The organism is Psychromonas ossibalaenae ATCC BAA-1528, assembly GCF_000381745.1.
Lineage (GTDB): Bacteria > Pseudomonadota > Gammaproteobacteria > Enterobacterales > Psychromonadaceae > Psychromonas > Psychromonas ossibalaenae.
This window is the reverse complement of sequence record NZ_KB906967.1, coordinates 178079-197031: the sequence shown is the minus strand read 5'-3', so window position 1 is coordinate 197031 and position 18953 is coordinate 178079. Positions and strand designations below refer to the sequence as shown.

At 41.4% G+C, this 18953-nt stretch carries 13 protein-coding genes, 1 other RNA gene and 2 pseudogenes; 6 read left to right on the top strand and 10 right to left on the bottom strand.

Going from position 1 to position 18953, the window contains the following annotated elements; genetic code table 11:
• The first annotated feature begins 256 nt into the window (after positions 1 to 256).
• Positions 257 to 1042, top strand: a complete 786-nt coding sequence (truC, locus tag G327_RS0100760) for a tRNA pseudouridine(65) synthase TruC (RefSeq protein ID WP_245542662.1) — start codon at positions 257 to 259, stop codon at positions 1040 to 1042.
• 80 nt (positions 1043 to 1122) lie between these two features.
• Here the strand turns inward: truC and G327_RS0100755 are convergent, their stop codons facing one another.
• Positions 1123 to 1620, bottom strand: a complete 498-nt coding sequence (locus G327_RS0100755; RefSeq protein ID WP_019612851.1) for a hypothetical protein — start codon at positions 1618 to 1620, stop codon at positions 1123 to 1125.
• 62 nt (positions 1621 to 1682) lie between these two features.
• Entirely contained in the window at positions 1683 to 2462 is a 780-nt protein-coding gene (locus G327_RS0100750) for a hypothetical protein (RefSeq protein ID WP_019612850.1), read from the bottom strand.
• 222 nt (positions 2463 to 2684) lie between these two features.
• On the opposite strand from G327_RS0100750, the gene G327_RS25845 reads away from it, so the two are divergent.
• Positions 2685 to 3260: a helix-turn-helix domain-containing protein gene (locus G327_RS25845; protein WP_019612849.1), complete on the top strand. Its 576-nt coding sequence runs from the start codon at positions 2685 to 2687 to the stop codon at positions 3258 to 3260.
• Positions 3261 to 3314: 54 nt separating this feature from the next.
• Here G327_RS25845 and G327_RS0100740 read toward each other — a convergent pair whose 3' ends face one another.
• The 3 genes from G327_RS0100740 to nagE form a co-directional block, all read right to left on the bottom strand.
• Positions 3315 to 4673: a HAMP domain-containing sensor histidine kinase gene (locus G327_RS0100740; protein WP_019612848.1), complete on the bottom strand. Its 1359-nt coding sequence runs from the start codon at positions 4671 to 4673 to the stop codon at positions 3315 to 3317.
• Positions 4654 to 5328 carry a response regulator transcription factor gene (locus G327_RS0100735; protein WP_019612847.1) on the bottom strand — a complete coding sequence of 225 codons (675 nt, stop codon included), beginning with the start codon at positions 5326 to 5328 and terminating at the stop codon, positions 4654 to 4656. Before G327_RS0100735 ends, G327_RS0100740 begins: the two co-directional genes overlap by 20 nt.
• Positions 5329 to 5525: 197 nt before the next feature.
• Positions 5526 to 6986 carry an N-acetylglucosamine-specific PTS transporter subunit IIBC gene (gene nagE / locus G327_RS0100730; RefSeq protein WP_019612846.1) on the bottom strand — a complete coding sequence of 487 codons (1461 nt, stop codon included), beginning with the start codon at positions 6984 to 6986 and terminating at the stop codon, positions 5526 to 5528.
• Positions 6987 to 7410: 424 nt separating this feature from the next.
• Here nagE and G327_RS27260 point away from each other — a divergent pair.
• Positions 7411 to 7566, top strand: a pseudogene (locus tag G327_RS27260) (IS1595 family transposase); the annotation flags it as partial.
• A 177-nt stretch (positions 7567 to 7743) separates the two neighbouring features.
• Here the strand turns inward: G327_RS27260 and G327_RS0100720 are convergent.
• Positions 7744 to 8346, bottom strand: a complete 603-nt coding sequence (locus tag G327_RS0100720; RefSeq protein ID WP_019612844.1) for a PEP-CTERM sorting domain-containing protein — start codon at positions 8344 to 8346, stop codon at positions 7744 to 7746.
• A gap of 478 nt (positions 8347 to 8824) precedes the next feature.
• An RNA gene (ffs, locus tag G327_RS26345) (signal recognition particle sRNA small type) lies at positions 8825 to 8922 on the bottom strand.
• Positions 8923 to 9485: 563 nt separating this feature from the next.
• Here ffs and G327_RS0100715 point away from each other — a divergent pair.
• Both G327_RS0100715 and G327_RS0100705 read left to right on the top strand, forming a co-directional pair.
• On the top strand, positions 9486 to 10934 hold the full coding sequence (locus G327_RS0100715; protein WP_019612843.1) for a hypothetical protein: 1449 nt from the start codon (positions 9486 to 9488) through the stop codon (positions 10932 to 10934).
• Between the two features lie 329 nt (positions 10935 to 11263).
• Positions 11264 to 13171, top strand: coding sequence for a methyl-accepting chemotaxis protein (locus tag G327_RS0100705; protein WP_026339116.1), 1908 nt, complete (start codon positions 11264 to 11266; stop codon positions 13169 to 13171).
• A gap of 214 nt (positions 13172 to 13385) precedes the next feature.
• On the opposite strand, the gene G327_RS0100695 is transcribed toward G327_RS0100705, so the two are convergent.
• Positions 13386 to 15008, bottom strand: a complete 1623-nt coding sequence (locus G327_RS0100695) for a methyl-accepting chemotaxis protein (protein ID WP_019612839.1) — start codon at positions 15006 to 15008, stop codon at positions 13386 to 13388.
• 416 nt (positions 15009 to 15424) lie between these two features.
• On the opposite strand from G327_RS0100695, the gene G327_RS0100690 reads away from it, so the two are divergent.
• Positions 15425 to 16312, top strand: a complete 888-nt coding sequence (locus G327_RS0100690; protein WP_019612838.1) for an NAD-dependent epimerase/dehydratase family protein — start codon at positions 15425 to 15427, stop codon at positions 16310 to 16312.
• Positions 16313 to 16429: 117 nt separating this feature from the next.
• On the opposite strand, the pseudogene G327_RS27255 reads toward G327_RS0100690, so the two are convergent.
• Positions 16430 to 17551: pseudogene (locus G327_RS27255) on the bottom strand (OmpP1/FadL family transporter).
• 269 nt (positions 17552 to 17820) lie between these two features.
• The gene (locus G327_RS0100675) at positions 17821 to 18870 is read right to left on the bottom strand and encodes an HD domain-containing phosphohydrolase (RefSeq protein WP_019612834.1); all 1050 of its coding nucleotides are present in this window, start codon (positions 18868 to 18870) and stop codon (positions 17821 to 17823) included.
• Positions 18871 to 18953 lie beyond the last annotated feature (83 nt).

Below are 18953 nucleotides of genomic sequence, written 5' to 3'. Positions count from 1 at the left end.
ACTATCACCTTGGTGGATTTAACATTTGCACCAGTAATTAGTAGTGCTGTAGATGAATTTGTTACAAAAGACGCCTTACATGTAACGAATATGCTGCTGAGTTTGGTGGGTTTATCGGGGCGCATCTTGATAAAAGTTTGTTGATCTAAATCAATGTTTTCAGGCGGTCTTCATCGTTTTATCACAGTTCTGCGTTTATTTTAATTTGTGAGCATCTACCGCAGCTGAGATAATGGCTCTAGTGAACGATTAATGAATGAGAAATTTGATGCCTGAAAATAATGAACCGCTAAATGAACCCGATTCAGCGATTAATAATACAAGCCCGGATCTTGATATTATTTATCAAGATCAGCAGCTTATTGCCATTAATAAACCTTCTGGTTTATTAGTGCACCGCAGTTGGCTGGACAGTCATGCAACAGAGTTCGCGGTGCAGAAATTACGCGACCAGATTGGCCGGGAAGTTTACCCTGCACATCGATTAGACCGAGCAACATCCGGTGTATTACTGTTTCTACTAGATAAATCCTATGCCACGGATCTGATGGAGCAGTTTGCACAGCAGAGTACAGAAAAACGCTATTTAGCAGTGGTGAGAGGGCATATCGGCGAAGGTAAGCTGGATTATGCGCTGAAAAAGAAACTGGATAAAATTGCAGATAAACATGCAGATCCGGACAGTGAAGCACAGCCCGCTGTCACCTACTATCAAGGCGTCGCACAATGTGAACTGCCGATAGCGGTGCGTCCTTATCCGCAGTCACGTTATTCGCTGGTGGAATTGAGTCCGAAAACAGGCAGAAGGCATCAGCTTCGCCGTCATTTAAAACACCTGTGCCATCCGATTATCGGTGATACAACGCATGGTGACGGCCCGCATAATAAAATGTTCAGGGAAGAATTTGCCAGTCATCGTCTGCTTCTTCATGCCGCTTATCTTGCTTTCAGGCATCCGGTAAGCGGGCATAAAGTGAAGATACATGCGCCGCTTGATGATGAATTTAAATCATTATTAGTAACATTAGGGCTGCAGGTTTAGCCGCCTGAAGCAGACACTTATTGTGTCTGCATTAACACTTGCTGCTTCGGACAGCCGCTGAGTACTTTAGCAATACGCGGCTAAAATGGTTCTTTTGATAACCACAGGACCCATGAAGTGGTTTCAGTATCAGTTCCTGCGCAGGTGTAATAATCATACACGACCGCAGTTTCACCACTTAATGCCTGCTTAATCACTTTTTTGGGGATTATTAAGGTGTGGCTGGTTGTTGCCAAACCTCTGCAGTCTGCGCTGTTGTTGATCTCATAAAAGGTTAATAAACCATACAATTCTAAGTTTTTATCAGCAAGGCTGACGCGGACTTTTGTGCCTTGATGCTCGGTTAATAGCTTGCCCGCACTGCTTTTCAGTTCGTCGACAGGGCCTCCGATACCAGACTGCAGAGGTATTTCAAAGCGCTCTCCGCTGGTTAATTTATAGGAATTGTCAAGTGCAGTAATGGTTACGTCAGCGGTAGTAATTATGCCTTCTTCAACCGAATATGTCGGGCTGGAGAAATATGCACAGCCGCTTAAGTAAAAACAGCAGGTCAGCGCTGTTAGTTGTTTAAATTTCATTTGCTGCTTCCTATATTTTTGTGGTGATTTATCTCTAATGGAGAGCTTAACCGTCTCAGCGCTTATTGTACAAAGAATTCATTCTCAACCTGTAAGAGAATCTCCTGATACTCACCGCTTGCTTTCATCTTTTTTAATTCTGCCAGCATCGGTTCACTGAGGTGTTTCCATTGTTTATGAATAACAGGATAGAGAGTATGCTGGTTAAGCTGTTTAATTTTTTTGACGTCGCTAATATTCAGTCTCTTTATCGCATCGTTGGTCGCGCTTTCGGAATGAACTAAAACATCTCTCAGATGATTGTTACTTTTGTTTCTTAGGTTATGCAGTGCCAGGTCAATGTTCCTCACCAGGCATGCATGGCGATAGACCTCCTCCGGCATATGAACTTTGATGGTTACTATTCCCTGAACTGCAATAGGAATGATGCTCTGTGTACGGTACAGATCGGTAAATATTTCCCATCCGCGGCCACTGATTTCTATCGGTTTTACGGCAAATACCGATATATGATCAACATACACCGGCTCAGCTATTCTAATCAGATTACTGCCGACATCTTTCTCTTCAATACCTTCGATTCGCCCTGCATCGGCATCTGTAATTCCCGAATTAGCTTCACGTAAGGAGCGTTTCGAAGGCAGATATTTGAACGTTGCTTTGAGTCCCAGTCTGGGCAGGAGGGTTGAATACACCCGTTCGTAGACAAGAGCGACAAACGAGCCCTGCTGCCGTCCGATATTAATGACAAACTCTGGTTCTGCTTCGTCCGCAAATCCCGGGGGAATAAAGAGACTGGAGCAGGAAATATGACATACGAATACAATATTGATAATTTTCACAGATCCATGCTCCTGTAAGCTTCCCATTCACCCATTCAACTATCAGCCATTTTTCGTACTTTCGTCAAGAAATCGTGAAAATATAATAAACCTAGAGGCTGCTGACTTATTAATAAATGCAGAAGATGATATTTGGCTTTTTTAATCTATTGTCATGTTTCTGTCGTTATCAAATTTCATTACTTATGAGATTATCTAAGTAACAAAATGACGGAGAAAATAATGATTAAGCAGTTACGTTTAGAAAACGGCTGGTCTCAGGAGCAGCTAGCTGAGTTTAGCGGTCTGAGTGTGCGTACTATACAGCGTATAGAGCGGGGACAAAACGCGGGTTTGGAGTCATTAAAATGTATTGCAGCCAGCCTGCTGGTTCCCGTCAGCAGACTGCAGAAACACAATGAGCAGGTGAATGAATTGTTTTTGGGGGCAACGCCGATATTACCCGTTAACAGTGTTGTTGATACTGCTCGGTTTTATCAGCAGCAGCTCGGTTTTGATATTGAAACACTCTGGAAAGATCCACCTTATGGTGTAGTAGCTCGAGGCATGGCGGTTATTGAGTTTGGTGAAGGGCGTAAACAGTCAGCAGGCACCGGGGTTTGTCTGCTGTTTGTGGCGGATGTAGATGCGGTTTACCAGGAGTATCAAGATAAAAAAATAGAGTTTGTCGGTGACATTTCTGATCGTGATTACGGCTGCCGGGATTTTAGGGTGAAAGATAACAATGGCAATATCCTGATTATAAGCAGTCCGTTAATTAATCAAAAAGCATTACTGGCGGCAGGTAATCATCTTTAGGCTGTAAAACAGTTATCGCAGTCTAGATTTGTACTGGTTAATCCGCGTTATAAGTTAATTATCAACTAAATCGTTAAACAGCAGACGCACTCTCAACCCCGGGTAATTATCACTTAGGCTTATTTGACCATTGTGAGTTTTCATCACGGTGTTAACTAAAGCCAGCCCCAAACCAAAACCATGAACCGAACGACTCGGATCCAGACGCACTAACTGATCTAATGCGCGCTCTCTATCTTCAGGTTTTATTCCCCTGCCGTTATCGGCTATAACTAGGCCGAAACAGTCAATAATAATCTCAATAACACCATCAACAGGTGTATATTTAATCGCATTATCTAATACATTAAATACGGCTCTGAATAATAAACTCGGGTTTGCCTGTAAAAAGCAGGGCATTTCTATCGTAAGATAAATTTTCTGATTTTTATCGGCAGCTAAGGGCTCTGTGAAGTCCATGACATCATGGACAATTTTACTTAAATTACAGCGTTTTTTAGTGATAGGCATACGGCCTGTTTCCAGGTTGTACAGCTCCATCATGCCGTTAAAAGTATCTAATAACAGTGCAAAATCCTGCTGGATGTTCTCTAACTCATTTTCATTGTGCTCATTAAACTGTCCGCTTTGCAGCAGCTCTTCAATGCGTAATTTAATTCGTCCCATCGGAGTCCGCAGGTCATGGGCAATATCTACCGTTAATGACTTTAAACGTGACTCACTCTTTTCCATCTGCTCAAGCATACGGTTAAGGTGTACCGCTAACAGATCAAATTCATCCATTGCAGAGCCGACGGATAAACGTACTCCCCGTTCACCACTCATTACCCGGTTCATGGTTACATTCACTAGGTTTAAGCGTTTCAAGACATGTACTGCAATCCAGGCTGCAATGACCAGCAGTGCAAGAAAAGGATATAACAACCCCCAGCCTAATGAGATATTTAGTTTAGTTTTAAACTCTTTATAACGCTCTTTTTCTATTCCAATTAATAACTTACGACCGTCGGTAAGTTGTATTGTGGTAGCGTGCATCGCCGGGTTATGGGTATACCTGCCTATTTGATACTCACTGCCAGCATCAATCTGAGCAATCACAGGGTACATATTGGCGGGGCGTCCAGCCGCTTTTTTTTTTGCCGGCGTGACTATTTTGTAGATAAAGCGGGTCTCATTATTAAGGTTGTTAATACTCCCCTGTACTGCCTGATAACCGCCTTTTTTATCTAACGCTAGAAGTTGAGCGCTCTCTTCTCTTAGCCAGTCATCAAGGTTACTGTTGTATAGCTTCACCGAGGTAGCGTAGAGCTGATATATCAATAAGCTCATCATAAGAAACAATGCTGCGGCAAAGCCGATAAGCAGCTTTAATATTGATGAACGGTACAGTTCATTAGGGTTGGCGAATGACATAACCCGCGCCTCGTACGGTTTCGATAGGGGAGGGCTGACCATCAACCTCTAATTTTTTACGTAATTTAGCGATATGTACATCAATGACATTGGTTTTAGGGTCAAAATGATAATCCCAAACCGCTTCAAAAAGACGCATGCGGGAGATCACTTCCCCGGCATTTTTCATTAAATAGCTTAATAAGATAAACTCTTTATTCTGTAGAGTGATCGCTTGATTATTTAAAAAAACTTTATGTGACAGCAGGTTCACAGAGAGGCTGCCGATAACAATCTCATTATTTTCTGAGATAGGGCGGTTTCGCCGTAGAATAATATTTACCCGCGCGAGTAATTCAGCCAGTGAAAAAGGTTTTGTAAGGTAATCATCACTGCCTGCATTTAAACCCTCTACCCGCTGTTCAACACTATCCATGGCACTTAAAATCAGCACCGGGGTATCAACGCCGGCCGCGCGCATGGCAGATAATACCTTTAAGCCGTTTAAACCCGGCAGCATGCGGTCTAAGATAATTAGCTGGTATTCACAGCTGATAATCATAATCAGTGCTTCTTTGCCGTCCTCAGCCCCGTCGGCCACAAAACCCTGCTGCTCCAGCGCTTTAATTACAAATTCACGGGTAGTTTGATCATCTTCAACAACTAGTATTTTCATTTAATTATCTCTATGAATGAAGCGGTCAGTGTAACAAAAAGCGGGGAAAATAAAAAAGGTGACCTTTATTAAAATAAGGGTCACCATAAATAGCGGAGAGCTACTTTATTCGATGTGAAATTATCACAAAACACATCATAAAGAGCCCTGACTGTAACAGGTTAAGGCTCTTGAGTTATGCTTTATAAAATTAACCGCTATACATTAAGAATATTTTTCATCTCAGCTGCGACTTTATCAACTTTACCGAGACCGATAATTACCTGTAAACCATCTTTACCCATAACAACCACACCGGCAGCTCCAATTGCTTTTAATGCGGCCGCATCAGCTTTTGATGAGTCTTTCACTGTTAAACGTAACCGAGTAATACAGTTATCTACTTCAAGAATATTATCAGCACCGCCAATGCCGGCAATGTATGCATGTGTTAATTCGTTAATGTTTACCTCTTTGCCGTTATCATTATTCATATCTTCACCACGACCTGGTGTTTTAAAATCAAACTTGGTAATCGCAAAGCGGAATAGTGTGTAATAAAGAGCAAAGAACACTAAACCTTGAGCGATTAACATATACCATTTAGTCGCTAGTGGATTCTGGCTGGATAATACAAAGTCTACAAAACCTGCCGAGAAGCCAAAGCCGGCCATCCATTCCATGCTTGCTGCTATGTATAAAGAGATACCGGTTAACACTGCGTGAAGTAAATACAGCACCGGTGCTAAGAACATAAAGCTGAATTCAAGCGGCTCTGTGATACCGGTAAAGAATGAAGCCATTGCAGCCGCTATCATAATAGAGAAAACTTTATCTTTGTTGCGAGGCTCTGCACAGTGGTACATAGCAAGTGCAGCACCAGGTAGACCAAACATCATAATCGGGAAGAAACCGGCTTGATACATACCCGTTTTACCAATCACTGCAGTACCGTCAGCAATTGACTGTGCGCCACCTAAGAAGTTAGGAATATCGTTAATGCCTACTACATCAAACCAGAATACCGGGTATAAAGCGTGGTGCATGCCGACACTTAACATTAAGCGGTTAAAGAAACCAAACAGACCCGCACCAACGGCGTCTAAAGACTGCAGGTATTGACCAAATACGCTTAAGCCTTCAAATACAAGCGGCCATATGTATAAAAACACAAAGGCTAAAAGCATGCCTGCTACAGAGGTTAAAATAGGAACTAAACGTTTACCGCTAAAGAAAGCTAATGCTTTCGGCAGCTCAACTGCTGAGTATTTATTATAAATTTCAGCAGAAATAATACCCACCAGAATACCCACAAACTGGTTATTAATGCGTCCAAACGCTGCCGGCACTTCGCTTATATCAATACCTTCCAACTGCGCAACGGATGCTGGTGAAAGCAGTGTTGTTAATACCATAAATGCAACAAAACCAGAAAGTGCCGCGTTACCGCTTTTATCTTTACTTAAACCAAATGCAACACCGATGGCAAATAACAAAGCCATATTATCAATAATTGCACCGCCGGATTTAATTAAAAAGGCCGCCAGAATACTTTCAGAGCCCCAGCCGACGGGATCCATCCAGTATCCAACACCCATTAATATTGCAGCTGCAGGTAGTGTAGCAACTGGAACCATCAGCGCCTTACCCACTTTCTGCATGTAACCTAATACACTCATAACACGTCCTCAATTAGTTAAACCAAATTACACTTTTAAAAATTCGCGTTAAGAATAAAGTGGATTGGGTTAACTAAAGCTGTTGCAAACATTAATTATTGTTAATGTTGAGCTAAACAAGAGGGGTAATTGATATGGATTCGTTTTTTAAATAACTAGAAATGACAGTGCATTTTTTTGAATAAAGCATAAGTTGCCACTTATAAAGTATAAGCTGTCATAGGATGAAAAGCATAAATTGATATAGTGTCTCAATGTCAATGGGGCGCATTTTGCTTTTTATAAGTCACAAAGGGACACGAACCGACTTATAACTTTTGCACTATTATTCTGTTGCGACTAGCCATTTAAGCTCGCTCTCCCATGAGCAAACGTAAAGACCTATCTATCCTTATAATTAGAGTTTGGAATATACTGTATTAACGCCCCAGCTTTAATTGATGGTTTGAGCATTAGGCAAGTGGCTGTATTTTGTGGTATTGAAAATAATACAGCCTTTATGAAGCATCATCGATTTATCACCTTAGCTAAGACTCATCAAGCCTTGCATGAAGAAGTGATTGTAGAGGCCTATGAGACAGCAAAGCATACTTTTGGGGCGTCGAATGCTAGAACGTTATCGTATGGAAATGACACCAGATATTTACTTATTTGAAGCTGTTGGGCGAACACCGCAACAGCTAACTCAGAAATAGCCATAAAAAAGCCCCGGTTAATGTGAGGCTTTGATATTATACTTGTGTAATCAATTAATTGATTAAGTGCTTTTTTTTCTCCTTGAAAAACCCAATCCTGCTAATGCAAGTCCAAGTAATGCAATTGAGGCTGGTGCTGGGACATTTGCTGTATCATACTGCATATTTGCCATGCCGTAATCGCCTTCCGTATACGAATTACATTGCTGGATAGATGTGCCTGAACAGTAACCATAGCCATCAAAAACAACATCACTTGAGAAAGTCCAGGTACCGTTTCCTTGAATGTAATTATCGCTGCCGCTTACACCTACCAATCTATACTGCTGCCCAGCTAAAAGAGCTAAGTTGACTGCGGAATAACGGTATGAATCAAGAAGAGGGTCACTTGACTGGACATTGGTTGAAACCAGTAACGTCCCTAAAACCTCATCAAAAATTCCAACTTTTATTGACCCACTTCTAAAACCATCACCTAAATAATCATATGCACCTAATGATGTTACATTAAGATTGTTTGTTCCAACTGTAAATATGGTACCGAAAGACCATGACCCATTTGTACCCGGCGCATCCTCCGAAATAAGCGTTCTAATAACTGAAGCATTTGCTGACATAGCAAATACAGAGATAATCAATAACCCAACTATTTTTTTTATTATCATAATGTTTGCCTCTATTTTATAAAAAATCGTATTTGCGTTCAGCGCATCGTTATGGCAATACAGAATAAATTGAAATTCCAGTTCGGCATGTCCTGATGCGTATGAACAAACTAAGCATAGAATATGCCACGACATGTAACCTGTTGTTTTATTTGGTTGTTACGTTTTTTTAATTGTCTAGATACTATAAAATGTAAAATTTTCCGACACAGTATTTTTAATGTACAGCGCCTCATAAGAGGAAATTATTTCGTATTTGCAGTGGAAACACGAACAGGGCATGAAGCGAGCATAGCAGTGACAAGCATGGGGCTATATATGATATTTAGAGAAGACGAATAGCGCATTCGTAAAGGCGTCGTTCATTAGCATTTCATATGATGCGAAATATTTTAACAAGATAACCAAAAATCGGTGGGTATTGTACGTAAAAAAAATGCTGAGATTGGATGATGATTAGAATAGAGTGTGGGTGGCAGACTCCCCAGCAAACCCTCGGCACTTGAATCACCTACTATGGCTGCTGCCTTCCGGCTCTGACCAGGTTAATAAGTTATCAATGCGAGGAACCAAGAAGCCTACCATTGTCACTGTTATCAATTGCCGCGTAACGACTTGATGGAAAGATTATATGTATAACGATATGGAAATCAACTATTACTTACAATTTCACTTTTAAATGCCTGATTAACCAGCAGTTTACTCAAAATTTATTCAGTAATGCTTATTTTCTATAGTTTAAAAAACGTTTTTCTATTTCGTAGTTCGACCAAAAGCGACGAGTTAAATCAGCTGCTTTTGTTTCTTGATATGGAAAAAACAGAAGGCCTTTGTGAATTTGCTTTCTAAGGGGAAGGCGGCACATTGCGATTTAGAATTTTTTTGATTCTTCTAAAACCGTGGCTAGACTTACTTAACCACTTCAAAGCGCCATAAAAATTTAGATTGATGGATATAATGACAGCTTACTTTTTTATCTAAATCAATCTGATGTATCAATACGCAGGGCTATTATAAAAAATTATCAGGTGCATAAATTGAGTATATATTGCGTCGATATACTTTACACAAATGGTCCTTTGGAAAAAAAATGCTAAGCTATAAAATGAGTTTCATCAACTATAACGGTAAGTTATTACATGAAAAAAAATTCGGCAAGTGAATCGTCAAGTACTAAAGCTATTAGCAATATTGTTAAAAAAATTCACACATCATCACCGCTAAAAGATTCTGTATACGAAGAAGCAGCAGCTTATTTTGCCCAATTACCAGAGATAGAAGAAAGTTTAGCTGCACTGCACCAGGACTTAACGACTGCACAGCAGAATTTATCTGCTAACCGCAAATCAGAAAACGTCAAAAAACTGAAATCTAAGGTGGAACAGAACCTTAAAAAAATTAAGGTGTTTGAATCTCAACAGGATGAAGAACGGCTGTCTCGCTTGCGTAAACTAAAAAGTATATGCGATGAAATTTTATCTTTCTGTATTGGTCAAAACAGGGATGACACAGATAAAAAAATTGCTAAGTTACTCGGTACTCTATCGTTAAGGGCGCCTGAAGGAATAAATCCTGCCTTGCAGTACAATCAGCAAAGTCAGCACTTATACCAAGCCGTACTCAGTCTGAAACTGCTTGATCAACTACTCGAAGATAACAAAATAGCCAATGAGTATATCCTTAAATGGATTTTGCCGGACGATACTGAAGAACTCCTCTCCTTTGGTGCGGAAGTACAAATCCCTTTATTAATGACTTCTTTATTACATGATGTGGGTCTTTGCCATCCTGCTGCACAACAGATATTGAAAGGAGAGTCGGGTGATGCAGATGAATTCAGAGTATTAAGTGCTGATGAAAGGCTAGACTTGTTAAAATGCAATTATCAGCAAACGTTAAACTATCTAACGGATGGTTTGGGGCTTGATAAATATATTGGAGGCTCAAAAGCCGAAAGAGAAATATTTAACCAGAAGGAAAAAGAAAAACTTGCCTTTATCCGCTTGTTGTTGAAAAGCTCTCTCAATCCTAAACAGGGCATTGGTAACCTGATTAAGGTCCCTCAAATTTACACTTCAGTGGTCCTGTCCACCAAACGAAATTTTACTTATGCCTCCCTGCCTAAAGTATTTCAAGTGCTAAATAAAGGCGTAGAAGGAGGATCCATTAACAAGCAGGTGGTAGAGACCCTGCTCAAAATTACCGGTATCTTTCCTCAAGGTTACGGCATTGCTTATATCCCTAAAAACTCGAAGGGATATGATTTAGAGAGGTACGAGTTCGCCATAGTAAATACACTCTATCCTCAAGAACCATACAGTCCTATCTGCCGTATTGCCACGAGAAACCAGGTTTTCATCTCATCAGGCGGGGATCTTAATATAGCGCCGGTTAATAACTTATATTTCGCGGATGCACGAAAAAAATTGACGAAGATTAGCCCTGAAAGACTCAAAGGAATACTGAGTAAACTCTGGAGCAACTTTGAAGAGCGGCATGAAGAGCTCGACTTGATCCCGAAGTGCTGGCATCCTTATGAATTTTTTTCTTTTGCAAAACGGCAAAATATGTGGAACAAGGTATTGTAGTGGTCACGTAAAACTGGCCGCGAATGTGTAGTTATTCCAGTATAATTTCTCTGCTTTATTCGGGTGCAATAACCAAGTTTTCTCTAAAATATAAAATGCTGTTGCGCAGCTCTTTTTTCCCCCTGCAAAACGACAAATTAATGACCAGAAACATGTGGTCATTACCGCCTGTTTTCTATTAATGTCAGGTTTTTATCAACGCCGCTTTTAGCAGAGTGCTGCATGACCTACTTTCAGAGTGTGAGTGACGATTGATTGATTTTGGTATTTGTAAAATGAGGATGTTTCCCCATAATTACCTTAGGTATTTATCAATAGGACGGATCTTTATGAAAAACCTTGGGTTTAAAAATTTACTACTTATATCTATATTAGTTTTAGTCGCACTTTCGGTGTCTATATCAAGTTACATATCTTATACAAAGGAGTCTAATACGATTACGGGCATGATAAGTGATTCTACAAGTAATTATGTCTCGGATCAGGCAAAACTCGTTGAAGTGCTGCTGGGTGAAAAAGTGAATGCAATAGGGAAGTTAGCTGCTCAGTTCAAAAATAAAGGTATTCAAGGCACTCCCGAAGAGATTATTGAACAAGCAAAAATGATAGCTAACGCGGCAAATTTAAACAGTGCAGTAATCGGGTTTAAAAATGGTGATGCTTATTGGAATCAGATCGCTCCTACCTGGCCGAATCACAAATATGAGGGGGATGTAACGACAAGATCCTGGTATCAGGCCGCCTTTAAAAGCAGCGGCACTTCAGTGACGGAACCTTATTTAAGCTCTGATGGTGATGTCTATTGGATAAGTATCGTCGAACAAACATTTAACGGTATGATTTCTGTCGATATGAAGCTGGGCTTTCTGAATGAAATGGTAAAAAATGCCGCCCAGATACCCGGCTCTGCGGCCATCATCATGACTGAAGACACATCAATTCTGGCGTCTAGCTCTGCCTCATTGAAAGTAGGAGATAAAGGGGCGGATATTCAATCAATTAAAAATGTATTGACTACGGCAACTCAGAAAAACAGTACGCTGCAGGAATACACTTTAAATGGTGTCGAAAAACTGATGTTCTCTAAACAGATTCAGGTAGGAGACAAAAATTGGTATTTCGCCATAGGTCTGGATAAAGCGGTGGCATTTTCCCAGCTGGAAGATGTCAAATTCAATGCGATTGTCGTATCGCTGAGCGCGTGTTTATTAAGTCTTGCTCTTGCGTTTTTTGTCATTCAAATTCTGTATCGGCCTATCCTTGATTTGAAAAAAACCATAGTAGGATTATCTCAAGGAGATGGAGATTTAACTCAGCGGTTAGAAGTGACAACTCGTGATGATCTTGGGCAGATTTCCGATGGTGTAAATAAGTTTATTGAAAATCTGCAGAGCATGATGCTGGAAATTCAAAGTGCATCTGTCAACCTGCAGGATAATGTAAACGGGCTTAAAGGGATGTCAGCGCAGAATACCTCTATGTTGAAAAACCATGTTTCTGAAACAGAGCAGATTGTCGCTGCAGTCGAAGAGATGAGCGCGACTGCAGATGCAATGGCGACAGATGCCGCTAATACTGCGCAGTTAACTCAAAAGGCGAGTGATGCCAGTGATTTATCACAATCAACGGTAAACCAGGCCCAGCAGACAGTTACTGCACTGGTGCAGGATGTAGATGCTACTGCACTAAATGTACAGCAGATGAGTGATGAAACTGACGGGATAAATGCAATTCTCAGCGTTATTGGTGCAATTGCAGAGCAGACCAATTTATTGGCGCTTAATGCTGCAATAGAAGCGGCTAGAGCGGGAGAACAAGGGCGAGGATTTGCTGTCGTTGCTGACGAAGTACGGAATTTGGCAAGTAGAACAAAGGACAGTACCGAAGAAATTGAGTCCGCTCTCAGTAGTTTATTGAAAGGAAATCAATCGGTTGTAGATGCAATGGATATGACCAAAGAGCGCTGCCAGGAAACAGCAAACGGGATGAGCGGTATGACTGAAAGTCTTGGCACAGTGACCCAGTTTGTCGGCGAGATGAATGATTTGAGCACCCAGATTGCGACAGCTGCTGAAGAGCAAAGCTGTGTTACTCAAGAAGTAAGCCGCAATATGTCAGCCATCAGTGAAATTGTCGGTGAGCTGGATAACAACGGAAAAGAAACATTTTCAGAAGCAGAAAATATTTCTAATATAAATAATCAACTTATGAGTATTGTCGGGCGCTTTAAATTATAGCGGTGTTTTGTTGATGTTTTTGTTGGCGGAGCCATTAGGGCATGCTGAATGCAAGGTCAGCATGCCTAAGTGCTCGCTGTATAACTTGGATTGATCACTTAAGGAACTAGGCTGTGTCCTGCCAATGCAGCCGCTTTCTGTTTTATATATTTTCTCTTGTGCCATTACAGGTGCCTAAGTCACCTTTAGTGATATAGTTTGACACCTGCGTTTGTTATTTATTGTGCTCAAGTTTGAAAGTCATTAATGAAGACTCAACCTGTTGTGCTGTATCCAGTAACTGCTCTGTAATCGCCGCCAGTTTATCAGTTGTTTGTGTGTTTGAACTTGCCATGTTGACTATCTCACCGACATTTTCTGCAATTATGCTGCTCTCTTCTGCCTGATGAATGGACAGCTGCGATATATCTTGTAAATTTTCGACTGACTGTTGAGCGTCCTGTTCCATATTCTGCAGCGGTACAACGATCGCATCAATCAGCGCAACCCCGTGGTCGATGCCTTCTTTTCCGGCATTTATCCGGCTGGAAACTTCTTCGGTCTGCTGGTTCATGGTGGCTATTACCGTGTCTATCTGTTCAGTAACTTCGGCTGTCCGTTTGGCAAGTACCCGCACTTCATCTGCGACAACCGCAAAACCCCGGCCACTTTCTCCTGCCCGCGCGGCTTCGATAGATGCATTTAATGCCAAAAGGTTAGTCTGGTCGGCTATGCCTCGAATCTGATTAACAGCTTCGGTAACCTGGCCCGCGCTCTGGCTTAAACACTGTACTGAATGTGCAGACTCAGCAACAATATCTGCCGTCAGGTTTATCTCCTGTGAGGCATTATTAATAGAACTCACTCCTTGAACCGCTAAGTCCTGCGCTTTGGTCGCCTGCTCTTTGGCCTTTGCTACACTGTCTGCTGTTGTCTTGATACCGTTAGATAAATGGGAAACACTGATATTAATATTGTCAGCCATCTGGCTTTGGGCAGTAGAGCTGATTTTAACGTGCTCCGTACTTTCCTGCATGTCAACAGCCGACTGGCTAACCGTTTCAGCATTATTGCGGATTTCACTAATGATGCTTTTTAAGTGATCGCGCATATTTAACATGCTCGCAAGCAGGCTGCCCAGTTCATCGTTTTTACCCGGGGAAATGTCCTGTGATAAATCACCAGAGGCGATACTGTTAACGGTTGACAGCGATTGATTAAGCGGGCTGATAATACTGCGGGTAATTTTACCGGCCATCAGCAGGCTAATAATTAATACACTTATGCCCAGTCCCAGGACAAGCAGCAGTGACTCTTCAGTCAGCTCTACAACTGCGTTTTGCCGGCTTTTCATCGAGGTCTGCTGACGTTGTTTCATTTGTGTTGTTTCGGCCAGTAAAGCCTGTAATGCAGGGCGTGTTTTGTTTGTCATCAGATCGCGTGCTTCGTTTTCTTCTCCAAATTCGATGGCATCAACGGTAAGAAAAAATTGCTTATGGTAGCTGGCTCTGAGATCGATTAATTTTTGTAAAGAAATTTTATCTGCAGCTGAGATCATTAAAGGGGAAATTTTTTCAATCGCCTCATCTATTTTTATATTTCGTGAATCGATTTCATTATAAATAGCGGTGCGCTGCTGCTGTTCTTCAAGGATGAAAAGTAATAACAGTCGTCCGGCGACGCTTTCTGCCTGTATATTAATTTCACTGGCCAGTTCGGCTCTATAGGCATCTCCTTCAACAACTTCTCTAACCTGGCCTGCAACTCCATTAAAACGAAAAAGCGTAACGGTTAATGTGATTAACAGAAACGCAAGAATGACAGCATAGCTTGCAGTTAAGCGGTATTTTATGGACATATATATCCTTATAAAGATAAAAGTTACATGAGTGAAACCATTTATACAGAGGCAAGGTAATTGATTAAGATCAATTTTCACTGTTCATGTTAGAGGTGAGAGTTTATTTAATCAATTGCAGCAGCTGCTTATTGCGTAGTTAAACGCCTGTCTGTTTGATATTGTGAATAAGGTACGAATAAAAACGCTCTAGCCTTAAATAAGGCTAGAGCGTGGAATATCTCTTAATCGGCTGCCAATACTGATATTCAATAGGTTTCTAACTCTTTCTAACTTATTTTAGTGAGATAAAGATACAGGCGTTATTAAAAGGTTTTTCTATCCCGTTTTTTACCCTTAACATATAATCTGTTAAAGATTCGACTGCTAAGAGTTTTGTCTTTTTCTCATTACCATGTTCAAACAGGTGTCATAAATTGAAAATTTTAATTACAGGGACCGCGGGCCGGGTAGGGCGCGCTGTTTATATCAACCTGATGAAAAAACACCAGGTAGTAGGGATAGATAGAACGCCTTGTTCAACAGCTGACTATGTCGGAGACATCCGTGATACAGCCTTGTTAACTAAAGCTTTACAGGGCGTGGAGGTGATTATTCATACCGCCGCGCTGCATGCTCCTCATGTCGGGCTGGTATCAGATAATGAATTTGAAGAAATTAATATAAAAGCAACGGAGCAGTTAGCTTTGCTGGCAGTCGAAAAGGGGATTAAACATTTTGTTTTCACCAGTACCACAGCTCTTTATGGTTCTGCTTCAACGCCGGAGGGCAGAGCTGGCTGGATAAATGAAACCGTTACTCCAAGACCTAAAACGATATACCATAGATCAAAGATTAAGGCTGAGCAGCTTCTGGAAGATATCTCAAACCTGTTTGCTTTACCTGTTACTGTGCTGCAGATGTCTCGTTGTTTCCCTGAACCGGCAAACTTAATGGCTGTCTATCGTTTAACGCGTGGTATTGACGCGCGGGATGCCGCCAGTGCACATGCCTGTGCAGTAGAGAAACGTCTATCAGGTTTTAGGCGGTATATAATCTCCGGCAAAACACCCTTTAAAAAAACATGCTGCAAAGAGTTGTATCTAAGTGTAGATGAAGTCATTCAAGAGTATGTACCGAAACTTGCGCAGGAATTTACAGAACGAGGCTGGTGTTTACCTGGAAAACTTGATCGAGTTTATGATTCATCGCTGGCGCAGTGCGAATTAGACTGGTCGCCGAAACAGGGTTACGAAAGTCTGCTTGCTATGCTGGATGATGAGTCTGCAGAGGTACTTCCTGTCGTTCATGGGGGATATGAGTAATTTCAGTAGTGTCGGAACAGCTGTTTTTATTACTGATGAGTGCATATAAGAAAACAAAAAAAGCTCAGCATAAAGCTATTGTGCAGAGCTGTCAGTCACAAGGTCTAATCTAAACAATTAAAAGCTTAAAGAGCCGGTGATAAAATGAATCCGGTTAGTATCGTAATGCCCCTTATTCAGCAGACTGCCGGTAATATCGCCGTCACCTAGAGACTGATACTGGTAAGCTAAGCCAAGCCCCATACCGTTACTTAGCGTTTTTGTACCGCCGACACCGAAACGCCACTGCTGATCAAGGGGTAATGCATGGCCGCGATCTTTTGAGTTAAGCGGACTGGAGTCAATACTGAAACCTGTCTGCACAGTCCAGTCACTCAGCTGATAACTCATCGCAATACCTGCGCCGTAGGTATCATCAAAATCGTCAGCTAAACGGCTCCACTGCTGCCAGTTTGCACTTAACATCAGTGCAAGGTCTTGATTAACCTGATGCTGCAGGCCTGCTTCAACACTTTGCGGCCAGTTTAAGTCTTGTTCGTTAAGCCCGGTGATTTCAGTGTCTAGATTTAATTTATGTTTGCCGCCGTAGTTATAAGTTAATCCAAGGTGGGTGGCATCAGATGCTTGGTAAATAGCCCCCAGTGCAAAGGAAGGTGACCAGTTATCCGCATCAATATTGCCCTGCTGCTGTCCTGCTGAAAAGTTTGTGCTGACGGAAGCATACTGGGCGATTATTGAAGCACCTAAAGCAAGCTACTGATTAACCTGGTAAGAGGCAGATGCCGTCAGGTTGAGCATTTCAATGCTGTTTTCATCAACCAGGCTGGCACCGTTAACTCCTCCTGTTAAACCGTTACTGTACTCCACTCCGAGTCCGCCAGGAGAGTGTACAGATAAACCTGCGACCCAGTTTTCATTGATACGCTGAGCAAAAGAGAGGTGTGGAAGAACCTGGTCCGATTTAGCGGTTGTACCTCCACCCAGATTACGTTCAAATTCACTTTCTGAATTTAAATACTGTACACCAAGAACTGTGCTGTTATTTTCAATACCCGATAAACCGGCAGGGTTGCTGATCACTGCGGATGAATCACGATTATTGGTAACCCCGGCAACACCAGCAGTAGCAACACTTTCAGCAGTCCCTATTTGTGATAAAGCAAGCCCGCCGGCAAAGCTTGGGGCTGCAGCGGTAAGGCCGGCAAGTGTCAATAATGACAGTTTAAATGTTTTTTGCATGAGGGACTCCTAATCGTCTCTAAATATCTGTTTTGTTTCGAGACGTGTATATTGAACGAGTATCAGCGGCTGATAAATAAACTATTTTGTATACAATACATAAGAAATATTTATGTATTAATGTGTGCAGTCTGCTGTTAAAGGGCTGGAAAAGCATATTGATTTGGATTTTAAGTTCTTTGGCAGGGGCATTTCTTTGTATGATACGGATCCTGTCTTTTCCCAAGAAGCAAAATCCGTATGTATAATTATTTGCAAAGTTGAGTTAATCAGTCTGCTAATTCGTGCATCACTTTAACAACTTTCGGCTGCTGCTGCACAAACACTGCGACTAATAACGGATCAAACATTTTTCCTGCCTGGTATTTAACAAAATTAACGGCATTATCGAGCGACCAGGCATCTTTATAGGGTCTTTTGCTGGTTAATGCATCAAAAACATCCGCAATAGCGGTAATACGTGCTTCAACTGGTATTGATTCACCTAACAGCTTTTTGGGATAGCCGCTGCCGTCCCAGCATTCATGGTGGTTTGCAGCAATAGTCTGCACCATTTGAATTAGCGGAGAGTTAACAGAGCTGATTAGAGATCTGGCTTTAACGGTGTGCTGATGCATGATCTCCTTTTCTTCTCCATTGAGCCTGCCCGGTTTTAATAAAATGCTTTCGGGCGTAGCAATTTTTCCAATATCATGAAGAGGCGCAGTTAACTCGATCATATCGGTTAATTCTAACGGAAATCCCGCACCTTCCGCTAATATTCGAGCATATTTTCCGACCCTAACAGCATGTTTACCCTTACTATTGTCTTTTAGCTCCCCCGCGGCAGCCAGGCTGTAGAGCAGTCCTTTAATTGACAGATTTAATTCTCGTGTGCGTTCTTGTACCAGCTGTTCAACCTGGTATTTACCTGCTGTATGTGTAATGTAACTTTGACGTGTTTTCAGTAAATTTTTAACCCGTAATATCACTTCAACCTGATCGAAAGGTTTATTCAGAAAATCGTTTGCACCATTTTTCAAAGCTTTATTGCGAATTTCTTTATTTTCAACGTCGCTAATAAGCAAAATAGGCAGCTGTTCCTGTTCATAGGATTTTCTTACAATATCGATCACTTCAAGCCCCTTCATACCGGGCATTTCTAAATTAAGTAGAATTAAATCAACGGATTGTTTGGCTAATGTTGCTTCAATTTTTCGAGACTCAATAAGAGTAATAACATTAGTATTTATTTCTTGTTCGACTAAATGCATCAGAATGACAGTATTGGTGATAGAGTCATCACAAACCAGCACATTTAGTCCTTTGAACTCATTCATTGGCTCTTCTCCTCTTTCTATTAACGGCTGTTATTTTGAGGTTGGTTTGGATTTTTTTTGTTTTTAATGACTGTAATTATAGA

What these genes read in the sequence shown, in the direction of transcription:
- G327_RS0100715 (WP_019612843.1), top strand. Translation starts at nt 9,486, where the DNA reads ATGAAAAAAAATTCGGCAAGTGAATCGTCAAGTACTAAAGCTATTAGC.
- G327_RS0100705 (WP_026339116.1), top strand. Translation starts at nt 11,264, where the DNA reads ATGAAAAACCTTGGGTTTAAAAATTTACTACTTATATCTATATTAGTT.
- nagE (WP_019612846.1), bottom strand. Translation starts at nt 6,986, where the DNA reads ATGAGTGTATTAGGTTACATGCAGAAAGTGGGTAAGGCGCTGATGGTT.
- G327_RS0100735 (WP_019612847.1), bottom strand. Translation starts at nt 5,328, where the DNA reads ATGAAAATACTAGTTGTTGAAGATGATCAAACTACCCGTGAATTTGTA.
- G327_RS0100720 (WP_019612844.1), bottom strand. Translation starts at nt 8,346, where the DNA reads ATGATAATAAAAAAAATAGTTGGGTTATTGATTATCTCTGTATTTGCT.
- G327_RS0100740 (WP_019612848.1), bottom strand. Translation starts at nt 4,673, where the DNA reads ATGTCATTCGCCAACCCTAATGAACTGTACCGTTCATCAATATTAAAG.
- G327_RS25845 (WP_019612849.1), top strand. Translation starts at nt 2,685, where the DNA reads ATGATTAAGCAGTTACGTTTAGAAAACGGCTGGTCTCAGGAGCAGCTA.
- G327_RS0100755 (WP_019612851.1), bottom strand. Translation starts at nt 1,620, where the DNA reads ATGAAATTTAAACAACTAACAGCGCTGACCTGCTGTTTTTACTTAAGC.
- G327_RS0100695 (WP_019612839.1), bottom strand. Translation starts at nt 15,008, where the DNA reads ATGTCCATAAAATACCGCTTAACTGCAAGCTATGCTGTCATTCTTGCG.
- G327_RS0100675 (WP_019612834.1), bottom strand. Translation starts at nt 18,870, where the DNA reads ATGAATGAGTTCAAAGGACTAAATGTGCTGGTTTGTGATGACTCTATC.
- truC (WP_245542662.1), top strand. Translation starts at nt 257, where the DNA reads ATGAGAAATTTGATGCCTGAAAATAATGAACCGCTAAATGAACCCGAT.